The organism is Pseudoalteromonas sp. SS15 (genome assembly GCF_049257195.1).
Lineage (GTDB): Bacteria > Pseudomonadota > Gammaproteobacteria > Enterobacterales > Alteromonadaceae > Pseudoalteromonas.
Map to the genome: position 1 here is coordinate 190,840 of NZ_JBMMUD010000005.1, position 19,904 is coordinate 210,743.

At 39.1% G+C, this 19,904-nt stretch carries 20 protein-coding genes and 1 CRISPR repeat array (1 of these 21 running past the window's edge); of the genes, 11 read left to right on the forward strand and 9 right to left on the reverse strand.

Features of this window, described 5'->3' with window-relative positions:
* Positions 1-4: 4 nt before the first annotated feature.
* The 8 genes from AAEU28_RS12055 to AAEU28_RS12090 form a co-directional block, all read right to left on the reverse strand.
* The gene (locus AAEU28_RS12055) at positions 5-391 is read right to left on the reverse strand and encodes a winged helix-turn-helix domain-containing protein (RefSeq protein ID WP_421964339.1); all 387 of its coding nucleotides are present in this window, start codon (positions 389-391) and stop codon (positions 5-7) included.
* A 227-nt stretch (positions 392-618) separates the two neighbouring features.
* Positions 619-1,413: a GIY-YIG nuclease family protein gene (locus AAEU28_RS12060; RefSeq protein WP_421964340.1), complete on the reverse strand. Its 795-nt coding sequence runs from the start codon at positions 1,411-1,413 to the stop codon at positions 619-621.
* The gene (locus tag AAEU28_RS12065; protein WP_421964341.1) at positions 1,410-2,096 is read right to left on the reverse strand and encodes a hypothetical protein; all 687 of its coding nucleotides are present in this window, start codon (positions 2,094-2,096) and stop codon (positions 1,410-1,412) included. Before AAEU28_RS12065 ends, AAEU28_RS12060 begins: the two co-directional genes overlap by 4 nt.
* The gene (locus AAEU28_RS12070) at positions 2,059-2,418 is read right to left on the reverse strand and encodes a hypothetical protein (protein WP_421964342.1); all 360 of its coding nucleotides are present in this window, start codon (positions 2,416-2,418) and stop codon (positions 2,059-2,061) included. Before AAEU28_RS12070 ends, AAEU28_RS12065 begins: the two co-directional genes overlap by 38 nt.
* Before the next feature lie 612 nt (positions 2,419-3,030).
* A complete protein-coding gene (locus AAEU28_RS12075) occupies positions 3,031-4,062 on the reverse strand; it encodes a replication initiation factor domain-containing protein (protein WP_421964343.1) in 1,032 nt (343 codons plus the stop codon).
* Positions 4,052-4,267 (reverse strand): helix-turn-helix transcriptional regulator, encoded by a 216-nt coding sequence (locus AAEU28_RS12080; protein ID WP_421964344.1) that lies wholly within the window; start codon positions 4,265-4,267, stop codon positions 4,052-4,054. Before AAEU28_RS12080 ends, AAEU28_RS12075 begins: the two co-directional genes overlap by 11 nt.
* Before the next feature lie 119 nt (positions 4,268-4,386).
* The gene (locus AAEU28_RS12085; RefSeq protein WP_421964345.1) at positions 4,387-5,289 is read right to left on the reverse strand and encodes a hypothetical protein; all 903 of its coding nucleotides are present in this window, start codon (positions 5,287-5,289) and stop codon (positions 4,387-4,389) included.
* Positions 5,290-5,489: 200 nt separating this feature from the next.
* Positions 5,490-5,828, reverse strand: coding sequence for a hypothetical protein (locus AAEU28_RS12090; RefSeq protein WP_421964346.1), 339 nt, complete (start codon positions 5,826-5,828; stop codon positions 5,490-5,492).
* A 77-nt stretch (positions 5,829-5,905) separates the two neighbouring features.
* Between AAEU28_RS12090 and AAEU28_RS12095 the strand changes: the two genes are divergently transcribed.
* Both AAEU28_RS12095 and AAEU28_RS12100 read left to right on the forward strand, forming a co-directional pair.
* The gene (locus tag AAEU28_RS12095) at positions 5,906-6,145 is read left to right on the forward strand and encodes a hypothetical protein (RefSeq protein WP_421964347.1); all 240 of its coding nucleotides are present in this window, start codon (positions 5,906-5,908) and stop codon (positions 6,143-6,145) included.
* A gap of 9 nt (positions 6,146-6,154) precedes the next feature.
* Positions 6,155-6,289 carry a hypothetical protein gene (locus tag AAEU28_RS12100; RefSeq protein WP_421964348.1) on the forward strand — a complete coding sequence of 45 codons (135 nt, stop codon included), beginning with the start codon at positions 6,155-6,157 and terminating at the stop codon, positions 6,287-6,289.
* 24 nt (positions 6,290-6,313) lie between these two features.
* Here AAEU28_RS12100 and AAEU28_RS12105 read toward each other — a convergent pair whose 3' ends face one another.
* Complete coding sequence (locus AAEU28_RS12105; RefSeq protein ID WP_421964349.1) at positions 6,314-6,706, reverse strand: hypothetical protein; 393 nt, start codon at positions 6,704-6,706, stop codon at positions 6,314-6,316.
* Between the two features lie 330 nt (positions 6,707-7,036).
* Between AAEU28_RS12105 and AAEU28_RS12110 the strand changes: the two genes are divergently transcribed.
* The 9 genes from AAEU28_RS12110 (at position 7,037) to csm6 (ending at position 18,017) form a co-directional block, all read left to right on the forward strand.
* Complete coding sequence (locus tag AAEU28_RS12110; RefSeq protein ID WP_421964350.1) at positions 7,037-7,408, forward strand: hypothetical protein; 372 nt, start codon at positions 7,037-7,039, stop codon at positions 7,406-7,408.
* A gap of 253 nt (positions 7,409-7,661) precedes the next feature.
* On the forward strand, positions 7,662-9,374 hold the full coding sequence (locus AAEU28_RS12115) for a Cas10/Cmr2 second palm domain-containing protein (protein WP_421964351.1): 1,713 nt from the start codon (positions 7,662-7,664) through the stop codon (positions 9,372-9,374).
* A complete protein-coding gene (locus tag AAEU28_RS12120) occupies positions 9,367-9,966 on the forward strand; it encodes an RAMP superfamily CRISPR-associated protein (RefSeq protein ID WP_421964352.1) in 600 nt (199 codons plus the stop codon). Before AAEU28_RS12115 ends, AAEU28_RS12120 begins: the two co-directional genes overlap by 8 nt.
* A 4-nt stretch (positions 9,967-9,970) precedes the next feature.
* The gene (locus tag AAEU28_RS12125) at positions 9,971-11,542 is read left to right on the forward strand and encodes an RAMP superfamily CRISPR-associated protein (protein ID WP_421964353.1); all 1,572 of its coding nucleotides are present in this window, start codon (positions 9,971-9,973) and stop codon (positions 11,540-11,542) included.
* Positions 11,539-12,948: an RAMP superfamily CRISPR-associated protein gene (locus tag AAEU28_RS12130; protein WP_421964354.1), complete on the forward strand. Its 1,410-nt coding sequence runs from the start codon at positions 11,539-11,541 to the stop codon at positions 12,946-12,948. The genes AAEU28_RS12125 and AAEU28_RS12130 overlap by 4 nt, the downstream gene beginning before the upstream one ends.
* Complete coding sequence (locus AAEU28_RS12135; protein ID WP_421964355.1) at positions 12,948-13,439, forward strand: hypothetical protein; 492 nt, start codon at positions 12,948-12,950, stop codon at positions 13,437-13,439. The genes AAEU28_RS12130 and AAEU28_RS12135 overlap by 1 nt, the downstream gene beginning before the upstream one ends.
* A 2-nt stretch (positions 13,440-13,441) precedes the next feature.
* Positions 13,442-15,592, forward strand: coding sequence for a TIGR03986 family type III CRISPR-associated RAMP protein (locus AAEU28_RS12140; RefSeq protein ID WP_421964356.1), 2,151 nt, complete (start codon positions 13,442-13,444; stop codon positions 15,590-15,592).
* 35 nt (positions 15,593-15,627) lie between these two features.
* A complete protein-coding gene (cas6, locus tag AAEU28_RS12145; protein ID WP_421964357.1) occupies positions 15,628-16,470 on the forward strand; it encodes a CRISPR system precrRNA processing endoribonuclease RAMP protein Cas6 in 843 nt (280 codons plus the stop codon).
* Between the two features lie 134 nt (positions 16,471-16,604).
* Complete coding sequence (gene csm6 / locus AAEU28_RS12150; RefSeq protein WP_421964358.1) at positions 16,605-18,017, forward strand: CRISPR-associated ring nuclease Csm6; 1,413 nt, start codon at positions 16,605-16,607, stop codon at positions 18,015-18,017.
* 139 nt (positions 18,018-18,156) lie between these two features.
* Positions 18,157-19,904: direct repeats of the CRISPR family, unit length 38 nt; unit sequence GTCTTAATCCCTTTTCTCAGGGCTTTGTCCTAACGGAC (it continues 230 nt past the right edge of the window).

Sequence of the window (19,904 nt, forward strand, 5' to 3'; positions counted from 1 at the left end):
TATTTTACGAAATATCAAACATTTCAGAAGGTTGTCCTACTTCTGCCTTGCGCCCTGTTTTAAATTGGACAAACTCAGGAAATTGACTCAAATATTCATTAGTGACTGACTCCGAAGATCCTAAAGCTGCAATACCTCGCTCGGTAATTTGACAAACACCTCTCTCAGGTGAATCTATTAGCCCAGCTTTTGAAAGGTACGTTTGAGCCCAGCCCAAACGATGATTTGCATATGTTTGCTTTCCACTAGGTATACGCTCTTTTAAATCTTCAGGTGTTAATCTAAGCGAATTAAATACCTGCGGGCGCAAGTTTTGAATTGAGTGCAATTGCCCATCTGCAAGCGCAACTAAAAGAGGCTGAAAGAACGCCTTATAATCTGGTACTGCCATATTTCCTTTAACCGTGCTGACGCTCGGCTTTCCTTAAGCTTGAACTTTGTTCATGTTATTGAAATATGACAATAAGGGCTATGAGATTTACTAATTTCTATTCATAAATATTGAAAGGTTTTCAAAACATTAACCCTATCAGCCTGAAGTTAGTTAAAAATGTATTGCTACTAGGGTTAAACTGTTATCTAGTTAGTGAAACTATATTTAAAAACATTAAACCTGTTCTAATCCTTGAGTGTTTTTTCTATAAAATCACTTTTATGAACATGGTTATTCAACTCTAAAATAAAGTCGTGCAATTCCTTTTTGAAATAAAACCACTCGTTACCAATACCTTTGGTATCAGCTTTTAATGCTTTAAAGTGTTTGTGTAATCGAGATTCTAAGCTAACACCGCCATATTTAATAACAGATAAGACTTCTAAATCCTTAGTGAACTTACTTTTCAAAGTCCTCAATCTCAAAAACACATCTTTTGAAACACCAATTTTCAATAAAGATTTGTTCTTATCTAGCACAAAATAAACGTCCTGAGGCTCTGTGTACTTCTTTTCATAATCTAGCCTCGCAGCAATAACTTCATCATTCCCCACTGAAACATTTGCTAGGGAACTTTTTATACTTTCCCATTTAATAAGCATACATCTTTCTTTTATTTTATAAATAACACCACTAATGAGTTCAGTAACTAAATGTTCATTCCCCAAAGGCACAAATGAAGTGGCATCCTCTGGAATAAACCGACCATTAGGAACCCAAACTTTCACTAGCCTTAATTTATCTTTAGTCGAAGGGATATCACTAAGTTTCTTTAACCCGTTCACGGTATTAAATTGACAATACTTTTTTAAATGCGTTATTAAAAAGTTATAAGGAAGTACTTCAGGGTTAACGTTCTTCAATCGTTTACAAAAAGCTTCATACTCTTCAAACTTGATGGCTTTAGACAGAACATATGCTTTATTACTTTCACTCATTTCAGCATATAATCTAACTACTATCTTACCTATTTTATTCACAGTAATACCTCACCAGACGCGCTTTTGCTTGCAGCTCCGTCAAATGGTAATTCTATTGCAAGTCTATTGCCTATGAGCCCACCTCTACTTTTAGAATTACTCATTTCTCCTAATTCAATTAGTTGCTTAAAAGCAGACTCAATACCATGAGTTCTGTTAGGGTCTTTTTGGCAACTAAAATAATTTTTAACAGAAGCGCTATTAACAGAGTGAATAAAAAGGCTTCCAGCATATCCTGCACTTTTAACCTGTTGAATAAAGAGGTTTAAATAACCAATAATGAAACCTGCAAACCATTTCCTGTTGCAAACATTGCCACTAAAAAGCAAGTCATTATTACTAGTAACTTTATTCGGCATATTTATATCAAGAGAAATATCTATATCAATATTACAAACATTACTGTCTTGGAATGAATAGTTGCTGCAAAGAAAAATTCTATAGGGCATAACCCTCAAGTTCTGAAACATTACATTTTTTCTTAACTCGCCATTAAGCAATATCAATGGTTTTAAAAAAGTATCTTCCTGATGAATCAGTTCTGATTTTAGAAATTCAAAAGAGCGAGGCTTTTCTTTACACACCTTGATTATATTTCTAATAACATGACCAGAAACTTTGCTGTAATCTTTGTTGATAATCTTCTCAAATAAACTCCCCTGATTTGTTGATAATCTTCTCAAATAAACTCCCCTGAACAGTAGGTAATGTTTTTTGGAACAAAGTAAGCTCTTCAAAATATTGATTAATAAGCCAGTCAAACTGTTTTACTTTTTTTGGGGAGTTATAGAAATGAAATGAGTCTTTAAATGCACAATAATGAAGCTCCCCTACGCAACTAAGTTGATATGGCAATTCAGCCTTATTAATCAGCTCACGCCAATTATTACAACCATACATAAATGCTACAGCTTCCATAGCGTGATTTAGCTTTAAACCAAGGCTTTTGGAAATAAATTTTGAGTGTGCTTTTAACTTATTCTCAGGGGGGTAGAAGAGTTTCATATACTAAATACCTTTGCTCATGGCCCCACAAAACATGAACTGTATTTAATAACATTTAGTAAATATGGCTAATGTTAACTCGCTACATTACGCTTTATCTGTGGGGAGAAAGGCTGCGAAGACCTTTGACAATTGAACCCTAACATCGAAATCAAGTCAACATTTAACAAAATGTTATTTTATAATTAAGGTGTTCATACCAATTAAACCAATTGCAAAAATTAGAAATTTCAATCCGCGACAAAAAAATACAATTGACACAGCAAAGCGACAAAAGCCTTAACAGCTCATTCATATTATGAATACCGTAAAACATATAAATTTCAATGCATTAAACAAAAAACCACTAATAAATTCAGCTGACAATTCTATTAACTGCACTGCAAATACATTGAAAAATAACGCGACATAACTCAATTAATTGGTGTCTTTCAATGCTTTTCAGCGCCTCAAAAACCATTTTAAAACCTTAATAATGGCAATCTATTACTATGAGATTATCTAAAATTAATCTCAAGCCTTTAATTTACGTGGCTTTGCTGAGGTATGAAAAGCTCAATAATCTAAACAAAACCACGAAAAAATCTTAGAAAAATTATCATAGGACTCTGCTCATTTGGTGAGCAGAGTTAGTGGTAAGGATGGTTGAAATTTTTTATTTACACGCTCGATCTCTTTGATGATTTCAGCATCAGTCATCGATTGTTTAGCTAATGTTATGGTACTGCCATATTGTCGCTTCAAATTACTAAGCTTTTTGCTCAGAAAAGACCCACAACGTGCGATTGTCTCTCTAGTGACATTTCTCGGCTCAGCAACCTTAAGCATACGTTGATAAACTCTCGGATAACTGCCAACAAAATAGTCATCGGGTTTTAGTAGAATATCTAAGGGAATAGGCGCATCACTGCGGGCCTTTAACCTCAGCTCATGCCTAGTCCAATTATTAAAGTCTTTATGATTTTTTGGCAGCTCAAGTTGTTTACCTTTTTCATAAACAACCATCTGTTTATTAGACCTTTTCGAGCCTATATACATGCTTCTACCACTATTTGATTTAATATTTTCTTTAAGTGGCTTCGCGCCTGTTCTGGCATTAAAAGCACCTGAACTAAAACGCTTCTGTGCAAAGCGCATATTGTACTTTCCAGACTTATCATCCAGAGCAATATCAATTCTCTTAATATCAACCGGAATACTTTTGCTGATTTCAATTAACGGAAAGAAGTAGTCAGAGTGCATATTAATTAGCTCACAAGCAAAGCCCGTTAATTCTAGCTGCAATAAACGACTATTAGACTTCCACTTTAATGAGCCACATCTTTGGATATCTACATCATAAGAATTAAGTAAAGCGCCAAAATCAAAATATTTCAGTGAAGGTTTTGACGAAGTAACTTTTATTCTGAGCTCTTTCAGCCAGTCTTTGATTTTGCTTTTAGCGATTGCAAATTCGATAGTGTTAGCGCATTTAAATTGAACCGTCAGATAATCAATTCTGCTCTTAATCTTATTCTCGAGTAGATACGGACAGTCTGTCTTGCCTGTTTGCAGTGTAAAGCCGAATTCCAACCCTCTGTTTTCTTGAATATTTTTCTGACTCATTGTCACTTCGAATGGCTCTATTATGATCTTATTGCTCATTTTCAAGATCCTTCATCCACTGGCGAATGTCAGAAAGCTTCCATGCGACTGTACGTTTATTAAGTTTTAAACGCTTAGGAAAACGCCCTTCCTGTTCCATCTCATATCGTGAAGTGCGTGATAAACCGGTAATCTCTCTACACTCTTGTTCACGAATAAAACGCTCTTCGAACATTGAAGCTGATTGATTATTTTGTAACTGCATGGATAACTCCTCAAACTGTTTGATGTAAGCTTGATCGATATTGATCAAGCTGGTTCGAGGAGTATTTAAAATGAATTAGAAAGGTCTGAGAATGGATCCTAGCAGCTAGGATCCAACTTTTAATTCATTGATTGTACAAGCGCTAAATCTTTTGGGTATTGCTTTGCACAGTATTCTATCACCGCGTCAGAAACCCCCTTACGATGTTTCCCATGTTGCAAATAATAATTAAAGTTTGAGATCCATTTTCTAACTGCTTCAGAGCCCTCACCATATTTGGGAAATTTGCTTCTCCAAGATGGAAGGTTATCTATCTGTTCATTTAATTTTTTCTTAATGAGATTCCCAGCTCTCGCGTTGCTATGGGTTTTAGCATAACTGCCTGTCACATACTCACCTAAGGCATAGAAAACTAGCGGCTTTTCTCGTTGAGCTTTTACTGTCCCACCAGCTTTGCCTGAATTCTTTGCGTTATCTTTGGTAGTCAAATAGCGCTCAATTTCTGCTTCTTTAATACGAACTAAGCGTTTCAACATAGGCTCGAATGACTTTTGGAACATGACCTCTGCAACTCCATCTATACCTAAACCTGCCAGAATAGTTGCTGTTGCGTCTAACATTTCTTCGCTATTGGCGTCAGCATAACGAGCAGAAAACTCCTTATCCTTTTTAGTATAATGCTCCAAAGCATCAGACTTATTCTTAAATTTAATCCTGTTATTGGCTGAATCTTGATAATTCTTTTGTGCCGTTTTGAATTCTTTTTCTGTTAACCCAGGTTGATATTTATTAATTTGCTCTTTACCACACTCATCAATTAAAAGCGCCAGCTTCATCTCAGCATATTTTGAGGTCAATTCAGTTATAAAATTCCCGATAACAGTTTGAAATTGCTTTAAGCCTTCTCGAGGCTTTTCTGATTTATAAACATACTCTGTAGCCGCATTATTTAGTACTTCGGCAAACTCGGCGCATAATAGCTTTTGATTATCATCATAGCTTTGGGCTAAAAAATTCTGCATCAATTTCTCTCCAAAATCTGGCTTTGATTTTTAAGTTATTAAAGAACATGTACATACTTGAATGTACAAATACGAACATACTACAAAGTGATTAACTGTCGAAGAAATATATAAAAGTTTTTTAACCAACTGTTTCAATTAGAAAATTATGAAAATTGCTTTGAAATGTGTCTAGTGATAGCAGCTCTGTTTAGGTTGGCTTATTCAGAAATTAGTTTTCCTATTAGTTTTGAAATATCTTTCATTCCATCTTCCATACGTGCACTTAATACGCTAGTACGTATGTACCTAGGAAAAATAATATCAAGTTTCTTAGACTCTTCATGCTGTGCAATCAAATCAATATAATTGTGTAGCACTTCAATTTTAGTGCTCTCTCTTGATAAGTGTTTTTTTACATTCTCTTCATAGCGCTGTATTTCTTTCTCATCATCATCTTCATATTTAAAGTAATAAAGCTCACGACCAAGCCTTTTTTGCGACCATTTTAATTTACCTAACAATCTTTTAATTTCTTTTTGAAGTTCCGCTGTCCCCATTTGTCCCTAGCCCCTCTGTTACCTTTAACTTACTGTCCCAGCGGGGATAGTATTCTTTAACTTAATAGGAGAAAATTATGTCTAAAAAATCAATGACCAAAGCCGCTGCTGCTCGAATTCAATCAGCAACAGCAAAAACAAATGGCGGCGAAGTTCCTAAAGGCTCTTTTGCTGCAAGAGCTCAATCTGCTGCAAGCCAACCAGGCAAAACTACGCCACCAAAAGTCACAAAAAAAACTCCTCTATCTAATGGCCCAAGCAAGACAGGTAAACCTTCGGGTAAAGGTCGTGACAACCATCCACCTAAAAATAAGTAGGAGCGCTTTATGCCTGATACATCTAACATGACTGACGAAGAGTTAGACCTTTGGTCAGATATAAATAATCCAAATAATGATGCTGATATGGATGACTGGGCTGATGCCCACAATCCAAACAACGACGATTATTTGGAAGATTAAACATATAGCTTGGGCTTGCCCAAGCTAATTACATTGCCCAGCATTCCTTTCAAATGCTTTCAAAAAAACTTTTTCATCAAATTGATATCGAATATATGAAATTTCGTTCATCGTATCTTCTAAAGCACAAAGACATAACTCCTTCTTAGCGCCATAACTACTGTATGATAGAGGTTCCTGATATGAGTTCGCACACGCTTCTAAAACAGAGTATTCAACTTTCAAAGGGTAACGATTATCGGTTATCGCGTAATCAATGAATTGAAATCCACCATAGGCAAGCACGGCTGCAAGGCTAGCAGCCTTTAAAGGTTTTTTTAATGTGAACTTTTCTATTTCACTATCACAGATATTGCAGTGAAATTTAACAGTCGCGCCTACTTCAGCCTGTTCTTCACAATTACATTCTTCAATCATTAGCACTCCATGCTAAGTTTAAAATTTAAGATTATATTCATGAATATATTAGAATAAGGGATTCAGAATATATTATTAAGGCCAAAAATAATCACATAAGAAAAGTTCAATGTAAACAGATCTATCACATAGGAAGTTTATTAAAAATAATAGGCATACAAAGGTTGCTTTAATACTCTTAAGAAGTAATTTCAAGCTATTCAATCTAACTCTTATTATAACTCCCTCAACTTGACCAATTGGTCAAATCCATTAACCAACTCAAGCTAGTTTATAGTTTCTCCCATTACTGAATACCCTTTCAAAATAATTAGACATGTGGAGTTAGTTATGAATAAAGAGCAAAATCAACAATGCAAATACATTATTCACAGTTATGCCACTGCAGCTGCTGCTGGTAACTGCGTGCCTGTTCCAGGTCTGGGTATCGCGACTGATGTTGCCACTATGACCTTGATGTGCATGCAATTGTCTGCTGTGTTTGGCAGCAACATAAATGATGATGTTGCTAAAGGCTTAGCCATCGTTGCTTTAAAACAAACCACCCTAAAACAACCGATAAAAGTGATCACCAAAGAGTTATCAAAATTAGCTCCTTTCCTTGGTCAGTTGGTCGCTCCTGCTATTTCAGTTTCTATGCTAGAGACCGCAGGATGGAATTTGGCCAATGAGCTCCACAGGAAAAGTTTAAAGAGAAAATAAATGAATACTGAGCTAAGTCAAATTAGCTCGCATTGTTAACTTTACTCGTTAATGAGTGGTGGTTTTTTATAGTTTACGTGCTAAATTAAAGACTTAAGGATGATGAATACAATTTTTGAGTTGCTTTATATACTCAAATCTTCTTACATCTCACAAGTCTTATGCCTGTGAACATGGAAGTTTACGACCTACCTAAAGCTCGCAAACTCAAAATTCACACAATAAATAATAACCAAACAATAGAGACAATCGTATGTTTGTATACTTATTTGAAGCCAGATCAATACAATCTTATTTATTCAGATCAGGTAAACTCAAGGACGTCATTTCAGCAAGTGAAAGACTAGATCAGCTTGTCGATGACTCACCAAATAGTATTTTGTCAAAGGTAATAAAAGCAGCAAACTTAGACACCGATTTAATTCAAGATTCAAACTCAAGTGATGCCATTCACTTTCTTCGCTGCAAAGGCGGTGCATTTTATTGTTATGCTGAAAAACGTCAGCCTCTTGTTGAATTACGTGCATTGTGGACGCTGACATTAGAGCAGCTATTTCCTTCTTTAGAATACATTGATGCAATAAACGAAGGCAGTACATTGATCACGGCACTTGATAGTGCTCACACGTCGTTAGCCTCAGCTCGAAATACACCCAATATAAAATTGCCACAAGCGACTGCGCCAACAAAACGTTATATGAATACGGGTGCTGTTAGTGTTTGTTCGGCAAAAGACCTTAAACATGTTAATGAAGGCGAACTAGATGCTGACACAGCTTGTCACCGAGAAGCATTGCAAAATCTCAATTCACAAAAGCAGTACAATCTTGCAAGCAAGTTTATTCCTGACAATATCGCGCAATTAGATTTTCCAATTAACATCGAAGAAGACTTTAAATTTTCAGAAGTATCAGACGAAGCAATTAAAGATATCGCATTAGTGCACATAGATGGAAATGGCCTAGGCATTTTACTTATGGCTCTAAAATCAGCACTAAAAGATCAAAGTGAGCATAAAATTAAAGCTTGCTTTAGGGCGTTTTCAACGGCACTTAACGAAGCAACCATATCTGCTGCAAAAAAAGCAACGCAATACATTTATGACAATGCAAAATATACACTAGGTAGTAAAACTGAGCACCGAATGATGGTGCCAATGAGACCCATAGTACTCGGCGGTGACGATATCACCCTGCTTTGCAGAGCAGATCTGGCCCTAACGTATAGCAAAATCTTCTGTAAAGAGTTTAAAGCTGCATCAGAAACACAGCTTGCTCCCCTATTTACAGAATATTTATCAAACAGTGAATTAAAGCCTTTCCTTACCGCAAGCGGAGGAATTCTCTATCATAAAGCTGGGCACCCTTTCACTAACTCACATCACCTTGTAGAAGATCTTTGTGAAGTAGCCAAAAAGCGTACAAAAAGCTTCAACACATCAAATGCTGAAGTTGGCCCTTCGGCACTGGCAATTCACCGCCTCTCAAACAGTGTGTCAGATAGCTACGAAGAAATCGCACAACGTGAGCTTACTTTTACTAAATCAGACGAAGTATTTGTTACTGCTCAAGCTGCATACCTTGTTGATCAGAGTGCAGCGCACAGCCCATTCTCACTAGAAAACCTAGAGGCACTCGAGAAATTCTCTGCGCAAGCAAACTCAGCTATGCCTATGAGTAGATGGAGAACCATGGCAGGTCATATCTCACAAGGTGACTTTTGCGAAGCAAATAGAGTATTTCAGCGCGGTTGTGCCTTAGCAAACGAAGAAAAAGTCAAAGAGCTTAATGACTTACTGGATGCAATTGCCCCATCTGAATTTGAACGAAAGGCATGGTATTGGACCGACCCTAAAACAAACCAAAATATCACCTTTATTAATGATCTACTGATACTGCATCATTTTAAACACGTCCAAGAAAGTAATGATCACGCGTCAACCGACAAGGAGGGCCAACATGCTTAATTACACATTATTATTTCAAATCAAAAGCGATTGGTTTATAGGTTCAGGTAAAGAAGCAGGCGCTTATGCTGATGCCTTATGTTTAAAAAACAATTCAGGCCTCCCCTACATTCCAGGCAAGTCTTGCAAAGGTTTATTGAAAGACGCATTTAAGCTTGCCGCACACAATAACTGGTTCGAACCAAAGTTCGTCGAGCTACTCTTTGGTGAAGAAGGAGAACACGGCAATCACTCTCAAGGGTTATTGCAGATTTCAAGCGCAGGTTTGTCTGATGCTGAACATCAATTCATTATCGATAAGCAGGCGAGTAAGCATTTATTCAGAGTGTTGCAGTCGACAGCAATCGATAGCAAAACTGGCAGTGCCAAAGCCCTATCACTCAGAAGCGTAGAGGTTGCCGTACCAATGGATTTAAGAGCAAGCCTATCTCTCAACATTAATCACCCAAATTATTCGCAAGTAAATAGTCAGTTTAATTTAGACACACACTTTCAAACTTATTTACAACAAGTACTTACGCTTATTCAAGAATTCGGTGGCAAGCGACATCGTGGTTTTGGGCAAGTTACCGTGTCTTTAGAAGGAGCATAGCGCGATGAAAATTTATTTTGTTCTCACAACCAAAGACCCGATTATTGTCAGCCAAAACAACGCAACAACTAGCCATGAATGTCTTGATTACATTCCTGGAAGTGCACTTTTAGGAGCTATCGCAGCTCGACTTTACAAGGATTTATCAGAGCAACAAAGCTGGGAAATCTTTCATTCAGGTGCGGTCAAGTTTGGTCCAAGTTATCCAATTGTTGATAACAACCAAGCATTACCAACACCCGCAAGTTGGCATTTCGTAAAAGGTCAAAACCCGATCGAAGCCAACAAGCTAAATAAAACCGTGATTTCAAATCATGCACACAGTGACTTTCTTCGCGAAGAAGGTCAGCAATATAAACAATGTAGAGCCGGGTATATTACTGGCTTAGGTAACTCAGCTAGTGTACAAAAAACGGTTCATACCAAAACAGCAATCGATGAGCAAAGTGGTATAGCAAAAGAATCAAGTTTATTTTCATATTCGGCTATCGCAGAAGAGCAACTCTTTTTAGGCTGGATTGAATCAGAAAGCGACGAATATCTAGACTTAATAAAAACAGCTTTATCAGGCCCTATCACTATCGGACGTTCTAGAAACACCGAATTTGGTCGCGTAACTATCACACCAATTGACCTAGTAGAGCCAAAAGAAACAAATCAATGCTCAGATAAATTAGTGATTTGGTGTTTAAGTGATTGTCAGGTTTTAAACCAAAATGGCTTAGCAAGCTTCACACCTGAATTAACTCAGCTGGTTCCAGGTGCACAAGGCACACTCGATAACACCCGAAGCTTTATTCGTACCCTAAATATCAGCCGCTTTAACCAAAAGCGACAAGGCTTAGATTCAGAGCAAATGTTGATCAGCAAAGGCTCTGTATTAGTCTATAACTTGTCTACTCCACTTACTGATGAACAACTTAGCAACTTACAACATCAAGGTTTGGGTATCAACCAACAACAAGGTTTAGGCTGGATAAAAGTAAACCCGCAATGGGCTATGCAAAACAGTTTTGATGACCGTCCATTGTTTAATTCGGCCTCTTTGCCAAACGCTTATACGAGTAAACAAACACAAGTCGAAAACCCAAAGACCTCTTTAACAAACTGGCTGAATAACAAAATACAGGCAGAGCAAAGCGCAGAAGACATTAAAAAGAAAAGTAAGCAACTACTCACTTGCATTGCTGAAGCTTATCAGCATGCACGTAAATACAACCATATCGGTAAACACTTACAAGTCGGTCCATCAAAAACACAATGGCGAAGAATCGACGAACTCCTTAAAGATAACCGCGCTGATTGGCAAGCTTTGCTGTTTAATCCACCTCATCACATTTGCAATCCTAATACAGATGAGCTCGGTTGGGGAATTGAATGGCAAAGCGGCAACTCACTCATCACATTTAGCCGCTTTCTAAAAGAAACGACCGCCAATGAGCGCGCCGAGACACTTTTATCTGCCATACATTTAATGTCTCGTTATGACTTTTCAAACGCGCATGAATTAACAAAAGCAATCAAAGAATTAAGTTTAAGCACTACGCAAGTTCGCGCACAGGAGGTAGCAGAATGAGTCAGGTTTTTGTCAGTAAATTAGTCATTGAAACACAAAGCCCTATGGCGATAAATTCAGGCGCACAAGTACTTGGTTTTGACTCTGAGTTAGTTCGTGATGCAAGTGGTTTACCTTATATTCCGGCAACAGCAATTGCAGGTGTATGGGGCCATTTAATTGCCCAAAATATGGGGGATGACATCAGAGATAAATGGTTTGGCAGCACAAAGCAGTCGTCAAGTTTAGTTATTTCAAATGGTGTATTACACGATGCAGAAAACCGCCCTGTCGCGCCATTAACTAACCCTGAGCAAATTGCCAAAGATAAATTACTCAGCTTTTTAAGTGACCAACGCCCCCACCACAGAGAGCGGGTCGCCATCAACGATCGTGGTGTTGCATGCAGTGAAAGCAACGCAAAGTTCGACCAAATTCTGTTACCAAAAGGTCTGAGGTTTAGTATTACCTTAAAATGGCAAACGCGCCCAAGAGCAGATCAAGCAACCCTTAATGAAACACAATGGCAAGACATGCTCGCTTTATGGCAAGACCGAAGAATGGCATTCGGCAGCAATACCCGCAATGGTTTAGGACGCATTGCTGTGATCGCTTGTGAACAACATTGCTTTGACTTATCTGAAGGTCCACAGGTAGGCTTAGCTTTACAAACCTGTTTAGCCAATCATTCCGTGAATGGCAATGCATTGCCTGAACTCAAACAAACCAACACGGTCTTACTGGCTCAACTACCACTTCAAGCACTCGATAATTGGCGTTGTGGCAGCGGCGCCCAGCTACTCACTGAGCAAGGTGTAGAACACAATGTAGCAGCCATCAGTTACAGTGAGCCGGCTGTAGAGTGGCACAATCATAAAGCCTCAGTGAACCCTAAGCGTGCAGTACTCTGTGGTAGTAGTATAAAAGGTATTGTAAAACATCGCATAGCCTATCATTTACACCGTCATCTAAAAAAATGGGCACATACACTCAGTGATGCTGAACACAAAGAGTGGCAACAACAACCTAAAATGCTTGAACAGCTTTTTGGGTTTGCATCAGATGATGGCAGCGGTGTTGCTGGCCAACTTTATGTTGATGATGCAGCAATTACAAATTATACCGCCCATATACGCACCCATAATAAAATTGACCGTTTCACCGGTGGCGTACAAAAAGGCGCACTGTTTTCAGAAGAACTATTACACCAACCGCAATTCACACTCACCTTGTGGGCAGATAAAAATCTAAAACTTGAGCAAGAATTAGTATTGGCAATACAAGATACTCTCCATGATCTTAAAAATGGCCTACTGCCGCTTGGAAGTGGTCGCAATAGTAGCCTTGTTCATCCGCAAACAGAAAAGCCTTGGATTGACCATACAAACAACCTCATTGCCAACCAAGAAACCTCGGAGGCACAATAATGACAACGCAAAACTATCAAAATTTACAAGCAGCCTCTAAAGCAGATAACACTCTTTTAGGCGTCACACTACCAACGCTTAACCCTGCTCATTTAGCCGTTGAGTCTTATCAAGTTGATTTTCAACAGGCCAAAACAGCCATTGCTGATTTTAAAGCAACTCAAGGATGGGTTATGTATCGCGACACATTAACACGCGAGATTCAAGCCCCCTCTCGCAGCGATTTAATCGAAGCTGAGTACAGCAATGGAACCGATACCTTAACCATCAAACTCATTGCGCACGATAATTATCAGGTGAATAAAATGACCATGCAAAATGCGCAAGATACCATGCTCTACAAAACACAAACCATGCCATTGCAGGCAAGATTAGGCAGTGAGTTATTCATTACCTATCGACTTTGGTATGTACAAGGGGCTGAAGGCGAAACCCTAGGTAAATGGCAACCATACGCACAACAGTTTATCGGTTTTACAGAGGAGCAATGATCATGACAAACGTACATACCCCATACCACTTTGTACCTCTATCTAAATGGGTATACATGCCTGACTGGGCACATTTAGTAAGCCATGATTTGCCATTACAAGATGGGTTGTCTGGCAGTCTAGAATATACGCTAAAAAATCATACCCCACTCTGTGTAGGTAGCGAAAAAGATCATCAAGATATTTTACGAGTTGCAAAAAATCCTGATGGCACACCGATTATTCCAGCCACCAGTCTCAAAGGAATGATCCGCAATGTATTAGAAATTGCCAGTTTTGGTAAATTCAATTCGATTGATAAACAAAGGTTTTCATACAGAGATGTATCAAGCAAAAGTGAATACTTGAGCCAAGTTATACAACAAAGCAAAGTCGTGTCTGGTTGGATAAAGTACAACCAACAAGACCAAGTTTGGCAATTCAAAAAATGTCAGTTTGCCAAAGTTGCTCATAGTGATATCAACAACGCACTGACGCTAAACAAAGCAATCGAAAATGTGCAGACTGCCGTTGCAAAATACCAGACTTTGCCTTTACACCAAAGCTGCAACGCAGACATCTCTGAACCTAAAGGAAAGCAAAAAAACCAATGGGCCGAAAACCTCACTCTTGGTCAAACCCCAGGGCACTTTGTATTTACAAACAACCGGATAAAAGGCAAAGGTAAGCCACAAGACTATGAGTTCAGCTACTTCTTTTATAATACAGAAAGTGTTGTTTACGCTGACAATATCAAGAACCAAGTCGATGACTTTTTTACCAGTCATAACGAAGAGCAAATTACATACCTAAAATATAATCAGCACCCGGAGTTTGGGATCCCTGTGTTTGCATTACTCGACAAACAAGATAAAAAGCAAATACACTCTTTTGGCTTAGCCAAAATGCCAAGAGTCAGATACCAGTTCGACACCCATGACCTAATTAATCATATTCAACCTGCCCACTTTGATGATGCCTACTTCGATATGGCCGAATTAATGTTTGGCACGCTTAGAGACAATGAATTGGGTCTAAAAAGTCGAGTAATATTCTCAGATGCCATTGCACAACAACACAGTGACTGGCATACACAGCTTTATCAAGCAAAACCGACCGTATTATCATCGCCTAAAGCTTCGTTTTTAGGCGCTTATATTGAACAAAGCTCAGACGACAATGGCTATAAGGCTTATAACCATAGCGATGCAAAGCCATCAGGTTGGAAGCGCTACCCTGCCCGCAGAGACTATACACATCATGCGCCAAGTAACGATAATGACACTGTCACCTCTAAATTTGAGTTATTAAAAGAAAACAATACATTCAAAGGTAAAGTGGTCTTTCACAACCTCAAGCACGAAGAGCTTGCCGCACTAATATGGTGTTTAACACTTGGTAATCGCAGCGAAAATTTTCACACATTAGGCCATGCTAAACCGCTCGGTGCGGGTAGTGTTCAATTGACACTTAACCAAGAAACATCAAGCGTGTTATCGAACGAAACTCGTGAGCAGCTTGATAAAAGTACACAAGCTTGGTGTGAACTATTTGAGCAACACATGAACATGCGCTTCGAGCCACAAGATCAATGGAAAACCTCTTCTCAAATTCAACATCTCCTAGCTCTAAGTGACGAATATATTGAAAACTACAATACATTTAAATATTTAGAGCTAGCAGACTATAAAGCAATTAAAAATGAAAAAGCCGCTATCGCGCAACTCGAAGACTCAGGCAAAAAGCTCTCCAGAGAAGAGAGATACAACGCAAATACTGCATCAAGTGCCTTTGCCAAAGGTCGTCTAGCCAAGTTGTTTAACCCTGACTCTGAATTTCATTCTATGCAGCAAAACGCACAAGAAGACTATCAGGTAAGGAAGCAAAAGCAGCACCTTAAAGCCCAAGCAAAAAAAGAAAAGCAAGTATTAGAGCAAGCCCCACCTTTTGAGTCATGTGTTGGTCGATTAGAGATAATTGTAAAAATGCAAGATAACCTCAGCAAAACAGAGAAGGTTAAAAATGCTAAAGATTTAAGAGAAATACTTAAGACCATAAAGGCAAATGACTTAACAGCCGAACAATGCAAGCACCTTATTGGCTTATACCTGCAGATTACTATTGCCTCAAAAGAAACAAAAAGTGCCCTGAATTACCTGGAGAAACAACTGTGAATGAGGCGTTAAATCATCTGACTCAATGCTTTAAAATGGTGAAACTTCTCGTCACCATTCAGTTTGAAGAAGACGCTCAATTGCCTGCTTTCAAAGGGTCCATGCTACATGGTTGGTTTGGTCAGTCGCTCAAGGCGGCTGACGAACAAGCTTATTTTATTTGTTTTGCTGAGCACGATAACCAGCAGCCAAAGCCCTATATTATAAGCCCCAGCCAAGACCATAAAACACACTGGCAAAAAGGCGAACTTTACCACTTTGAAATCTGCTTGTTTGGTCAAGCAACCGAGCTAGTTGACGCCCTCTATGTTGCACTCAAACTTGGAGAGCGTTTAGGTCTGGGTAGTCAACGCACACCATTCAAAGTATTAAGTATTGCCTCAAATTCACCGCAATTTATGCAATCAGGTGTTCACCCTTTTACTTTGGCTGAAGCACTTGAGCCCTATCACGGCTTAAATGACTTCAACACACAACGAGAAGTCGCCCTTAACTTACTTACCCCAGTAAGACTTAAGCAAGCAGGTAAAATATGTCATACCGGCATTGCTCACCTTGATTTTTTAAGCAATCAGATCTTGAGACGACTGGTGCTATTGAGTCGATTTTGGGTGTTAGACGACCAATCTTTGCTCGACCAAATAGCGACGCAACGGCCTTATATTGCCGCTCATAAGACGCATAACCACTGCTATTTTGAAGATTGGCAACGTTATTCAAAAAAGAGTAAAGAACATCTACCGTTTGGTGGCTTAAAAGGGCAAGTGAGCTTCAACGGTGAGATAAGTGCCATGTTACCTATATTAAAAATCGGAGAGCTTTTACATATTGGTGGCAAGACCACGTTTGGACTAGGCAAATACCAACTCATTGCATAGCACAAACATAACTCAAATAAAGAGCAATCAAGACGCAAAAAATACAATGCGTTCACCAATTGGTGAACGCATGCAGATAGCCAGTTTTGCTTTAGACTAAAGCTCACTCGTTACCTGACTTTCAAGGAACACATATGGACAACAATAATATATTACTCGCTGTGTCAGGTATGACACCGCAAATTATTACTGAAACACTCTATGGTATTTATCAGCAAGACAAAGATGCCGTACCAACTCGCATCGAAGTGATCACCACTCAAAGTGGTAAACAACGATTAATTGACACGTTATTAGGCCCAGATAGCCCACTAGAGAACTTGGTTAAAGATTACAATTTACCCAAAATCCACTTTAATGAAGACGACATTAAAGTACCTTGTAACCCAGAAGGTCAACCACTCGAAGACGTTCAAACAGAGCAAGAGCAAGTTATCGTAGCCGACTTCATTACCAACCATGTGCGCCAGTTATGTAATGCCAAAGTTAAAATTAAAAATGAAGGGGTGGCGGAAGAGAAATACCAATACGATCAAATTCATGCTTCATTGGCAGGCGGTCGCAAAACTATGAGCTTTGCTCTGGGTTACGCCATGAGCTTATTCGGTCGCCCTCAAGACAAGTTAAGCCATGTGTTGGTGAATGAACCTTATGATCGCGTGCCAGACTTTTACTACCCAACCCCCACCCAAGTTATGCGTACGAACAGTGGTAAAAGTGCCAAATATGACCTAAACAAAGCGGTTGTGACCTTAGCCAACATTCCACTGGTGCTAATGCGTGAAGAGATGCCCACACAATTGATGAGTGATAGCGCATCTAGTTATAGCAACACAGTTGAACGGATAAACAAAGCCAATCAGCTCACACAAGAAACTGCTGTGGTAGAGCTCGATTTTGATAACTTGTCGGTACACTGTAGTGGCCATGAGGTAAAACTTTCGCCTGATTGCTTTGCTTTTTATTCATGGCTTGCTCAAGAAAGTAAAGAGTTTCATAGTGAAGGTGTTGAAGCCCCCACTGTGAAGATGACAAAAAGTGAACTGACATACACACGTTTGAAGTTCATGATCAAAGCGGTACTTCACCCAACACTCCAAGTTAACATTGAAGACATGTCTGAGCTTTATGAAAATACAAAAGAAAGACTTGAAATGATAAACCGTTTTTGTCCTGAAGATGAAAATACAAGCTGTGAATCTTTGCTGTTTTTAAGTAAGTCTAACAACATAGCGTTTTTACGAGGCGACCTTGATGAAGTTGAATTATTTAAAAAGCACAAAAACTTATGGACTCGGTTATTAAATGAAACCAACACTGCGTTTGAAAAAGCCTTAGGCAAGCGCCTTTCAAGTTATTTTATAATAGACACCGTAAGTAAAATTAAAGTGGAAAATACCAAAAACTATACCGCCTACAAAGGCCTCAACATCTTGAGCAAGAATATTCACATTAAAGCACCTGCAAAAGTCAAACATCAGACTCTTGAGTTCAGCAAAGTATCACCTTTAATGGGTCCGAAAGCTGTTTTACTCAGTGAAAGCTGATCAAACCAGTCCATAAAATAATTTACAACCACAAAACAGGAAGCTAATGACTTCCTGTTTTTATATTTACCACTCCCTTTTTATCAGGACTTCGTCCTAACGGACCTACGCAATTCAAGACAATGACGGAAATTACTGTGTCTTAATCCCTTTTGTCAGGGCTTCGTCCTAACGGACTAAACTGGATTGACAATATGAACATGGCCCTCAACGTCTTAATCCCTTATCTCAGGGCTTCGTCCTAACGGACTATTCGACTCGCTATATATTCACACTGACCCAGGTCTTAATCCCTTTTCTCAGGGCTTCGTCCTAACGGACCAATGAATAACATACTAACAACCATCATAGAATCGTCTTAATCCCTTTTCTTAGGGCTTCGTCCTAACGGACTTGATTTTGATGACGACATTCCGTTCGCACCTATGTCTTAATCCCTTTTGCCAGGGCTTCATTCTAACGGACATATGAATGCACACTCTACAGCGCCTATCTATACGTCTTAATCCCTTTTCTCAGAGCTTCGTCCTAACGGACAACCTATCTAGAAAACTTCAGGTAACTGATCTAATGTCTTAATCCCTTTTCTCAGGGCTTTGTCCTAACGGACGTAAGTAAACAACTACTAAATTCATTAACATACGTCTTAATCCCTTTTCTCAGGGCTTTGTCTTAACGGACTACAATCTCAAGAACATAAAGCATTCACCCAGAGGTCTTAATCCCTTTTCTCAGGGCTTTGTCCTAACGGACTTATCGACTCTGTACCCAGCATAATGGCATTTTTGTCTTAATTCCTTTTGTTAGGGCTTCGTCCTAACAGACAATGCAGAACAAGAAACCAGCACGCAAGCGGAATGTCTTAATCCCTTTTGTCAGGGCTTCGTCCTAACGGACTATTAGAGATAAACAAATCACGCGGCTATCGTGTGTCTTAATCCCTTTTCTCAGGGCTTCGTCCTAACGGACACAATACAGCTTGCTCAAGCGTATTCAATCAGTTGTCTTAATCCCTTTTGTCAGGGCTTTGTCCTAACGGACAGAAGATCGTTTGGTAAATACTAAGATCGGTCGTGTCTTAATCCCTTTTCTCAGGGCTTTGTCCTAACGGACGTACGCAGCTCTGAATGATTATGAGGTCCTTCTAGTCTTAATCCCTTTTCTCAGGGCTTTGTCCTAACGGACTCTATTGGAAGGTAGAAAAAGACTACCGCCATGCGTCTTAATCCCTTTTCTCAGGGCTTTGTCCTAACGGACCCTTGCCTCCAGCTATATTAGATTTAACGGACACGTCTTAATCCCTTTTCTCAGGGCTTTGTCCTAACGGACCTAAGCAAATAGAACGATATGAAGACGTCCAACAGTCTTAATCCCTTTTCTCAGGGCTTTGTCCTAACGGACTGGTACCATCTATGTTTAAAATGTCCAGTAGTGGGTCTTAATCCCTTTTCTCAGGGCTTTGTCCTAACGGACTAAAGCCACTGTAAAAGCTTCTGACGGTCGAATGTCTTAATCCCTTTTCTCAGGGCTTTGTCCTAACGGACCGAGCATGGCCTTATCTTATACTCCATCGCACCGGTCTTAATCCCTTTTCTCAGGGCTTTGTCCTAACGGACCCATGTATAAAGGACATGATACGCTCAATATCTGGTCTTAATCCCTTTTCTCAGGGCTTTGTCCTAACGGACTTTATCTTTTAGTTTGTTAAGTAGTATAGCTGCGTCTTAATCCCTTTTCTCAGGGCTTTGTCCTAACGGACTTATCAAATCAACATTGAAGACCACAAACTTGAGTCTTAATCCCTTTTCTCAGGGCTTTGTCCTAACGGACAATGGCATCTGGTTTGAATGACATTGTAATACGAGTCTTAATCCCTTTTCTCAGGGC

What these genes read in the sequence shown, in the direction of transcription:
- AAEU28_RS12055 (WP_421964339.1), bottom strand. Translation starts at nt 391, where the DNA reads ATGGCAGTACCAGATTATAAGGCGTTCTTTCAGCCTCTTTTAGTTGCG.
- AAEU28_RS12070 (WP_421964342.1), bottom strand. Translation starts at nt 2,418, where the DNA reads ATGAAACTCTTCTACCCCCCTGAGAATAAGTTAAAAGCACACTCAAAA.
- AAEU28_RS12075 (WP_421964343.1), bottom strand. Translation starts at nt 4,062, where the DNA reads ATGAGCAATAAGATCATAATAGAGCCATTCGAAGTGACAATGAGTCAG.
- AAEU28_RS12080 (WP_421964344.1), bottom strand. Translation starts at nt 4,267, where the DNA reads ATGCAGTTACAAAATAATCAATCAGCTTCAATGTTCGAAGAGCGTTTT.
- AAEU28_RS12085 (WP_421964345.1), bottom strand. Translation starts at nt 5,289, where the DNA reads ATGCAGAATTTTTTAGCCCAAAGCTATGATGATAATCAAAAGCTATTA.
- AAEU28_RS12090 (WP_421964346.1), bottom strand. Translation starts at nt 5,828, where the DNA reads ATGGGGACAGCGGAACTTCAAAAAGAAATTAAAAGATTGTTAGGTAAA.
- AAEU28_RS12095 (WP_421964347.1), top strand. Translation starts at nt 5,906, where the DNA reads ATGTCTAAAAAATCAATGACCAAAGCCGCTGCTGCTCGAATTCAATCA.
- AAEU28_RS12100 (WP_421964348.1), top strand. Translation starts at nt 6,155, where the DNA reads ATGCCTGATACATCTAACATGACTGACGAAGAGTTAGACCTTTGGTCA.
- AAEU28_RS12105 (WP_421964349.1), bottom strand. Translation starts at nt 6,706, where the DNA reads ATGATTGAAGAATGTAATTGTGAAGAACAGGCTGAAGTAGGCGCGACT.
- AAEU28_RS12110 (WP_421964350.1), top strand. Translation starts at nt 7,037, where the DNA reads ATGAATAAAGAGCAAAATCAACAATGCAAATACATTATTCACAGTTAT.
- AAEU28_RS12115 (WP_421964351.1), top strand. Translation starts at nt 7,662, where the DNA reads ATGTTTGTATACTTATTTGAAGCCAGATCAATACAATCTTATTTATTC.
- AAEU28_RS12120 (WP_421964352.1), top strand. Translation starts at nt 9,367, where the DNA reads ATGCTTAATTACACATTATTATTTCAAATCAAAAGCGATTGGTTTATA.
- AAEU28_RS12125 (WP_421964353.1), top strand. Translation starts at nt 9,971, where the DNA reads ATGAAAATTTATTTTGTTCTCACAACCAAAGACCCGATTATTGTCAGC.
- AAEU28_RS12130 (WP_421964354.1), top strand. Translation starts at nt 11,539, where the DNA reads ATGAGTCAGGTTTTTGTCAGTAAATTAGTCATTGAAACACAAAGCCCT.
- AAEU28_RS12135 (WP_421964355.1), top strand. Translation starts at nt 12,948, where the DNA reads ATGACAACGCAAAACTATCAAAATTTACAAGCAGCCTCTAAAGCAGAT.
- AAEU28_RS12140 (WP_421964356.1), top strand. Translation starts at nt 13,442, where the DNA reads ATGACAAACGTACATACCCCATACCACTTTGTACCTCTATCTAAATGG.
- cas6 (WP_421964357.1), top strand. Translation starts at nt 15,628, where the DNA reads ATGGTGAAACTTCTCGTCACCATTCAGTTTGAAGAAGACGCTCAATTG.
- csm6 (WP_421964358.1), top strand. Translation starts at nt 16,605, where the DNA reads ATGGACAACAATAATATATTACTCGCTGTGTCAGGTATGACACCGCAA.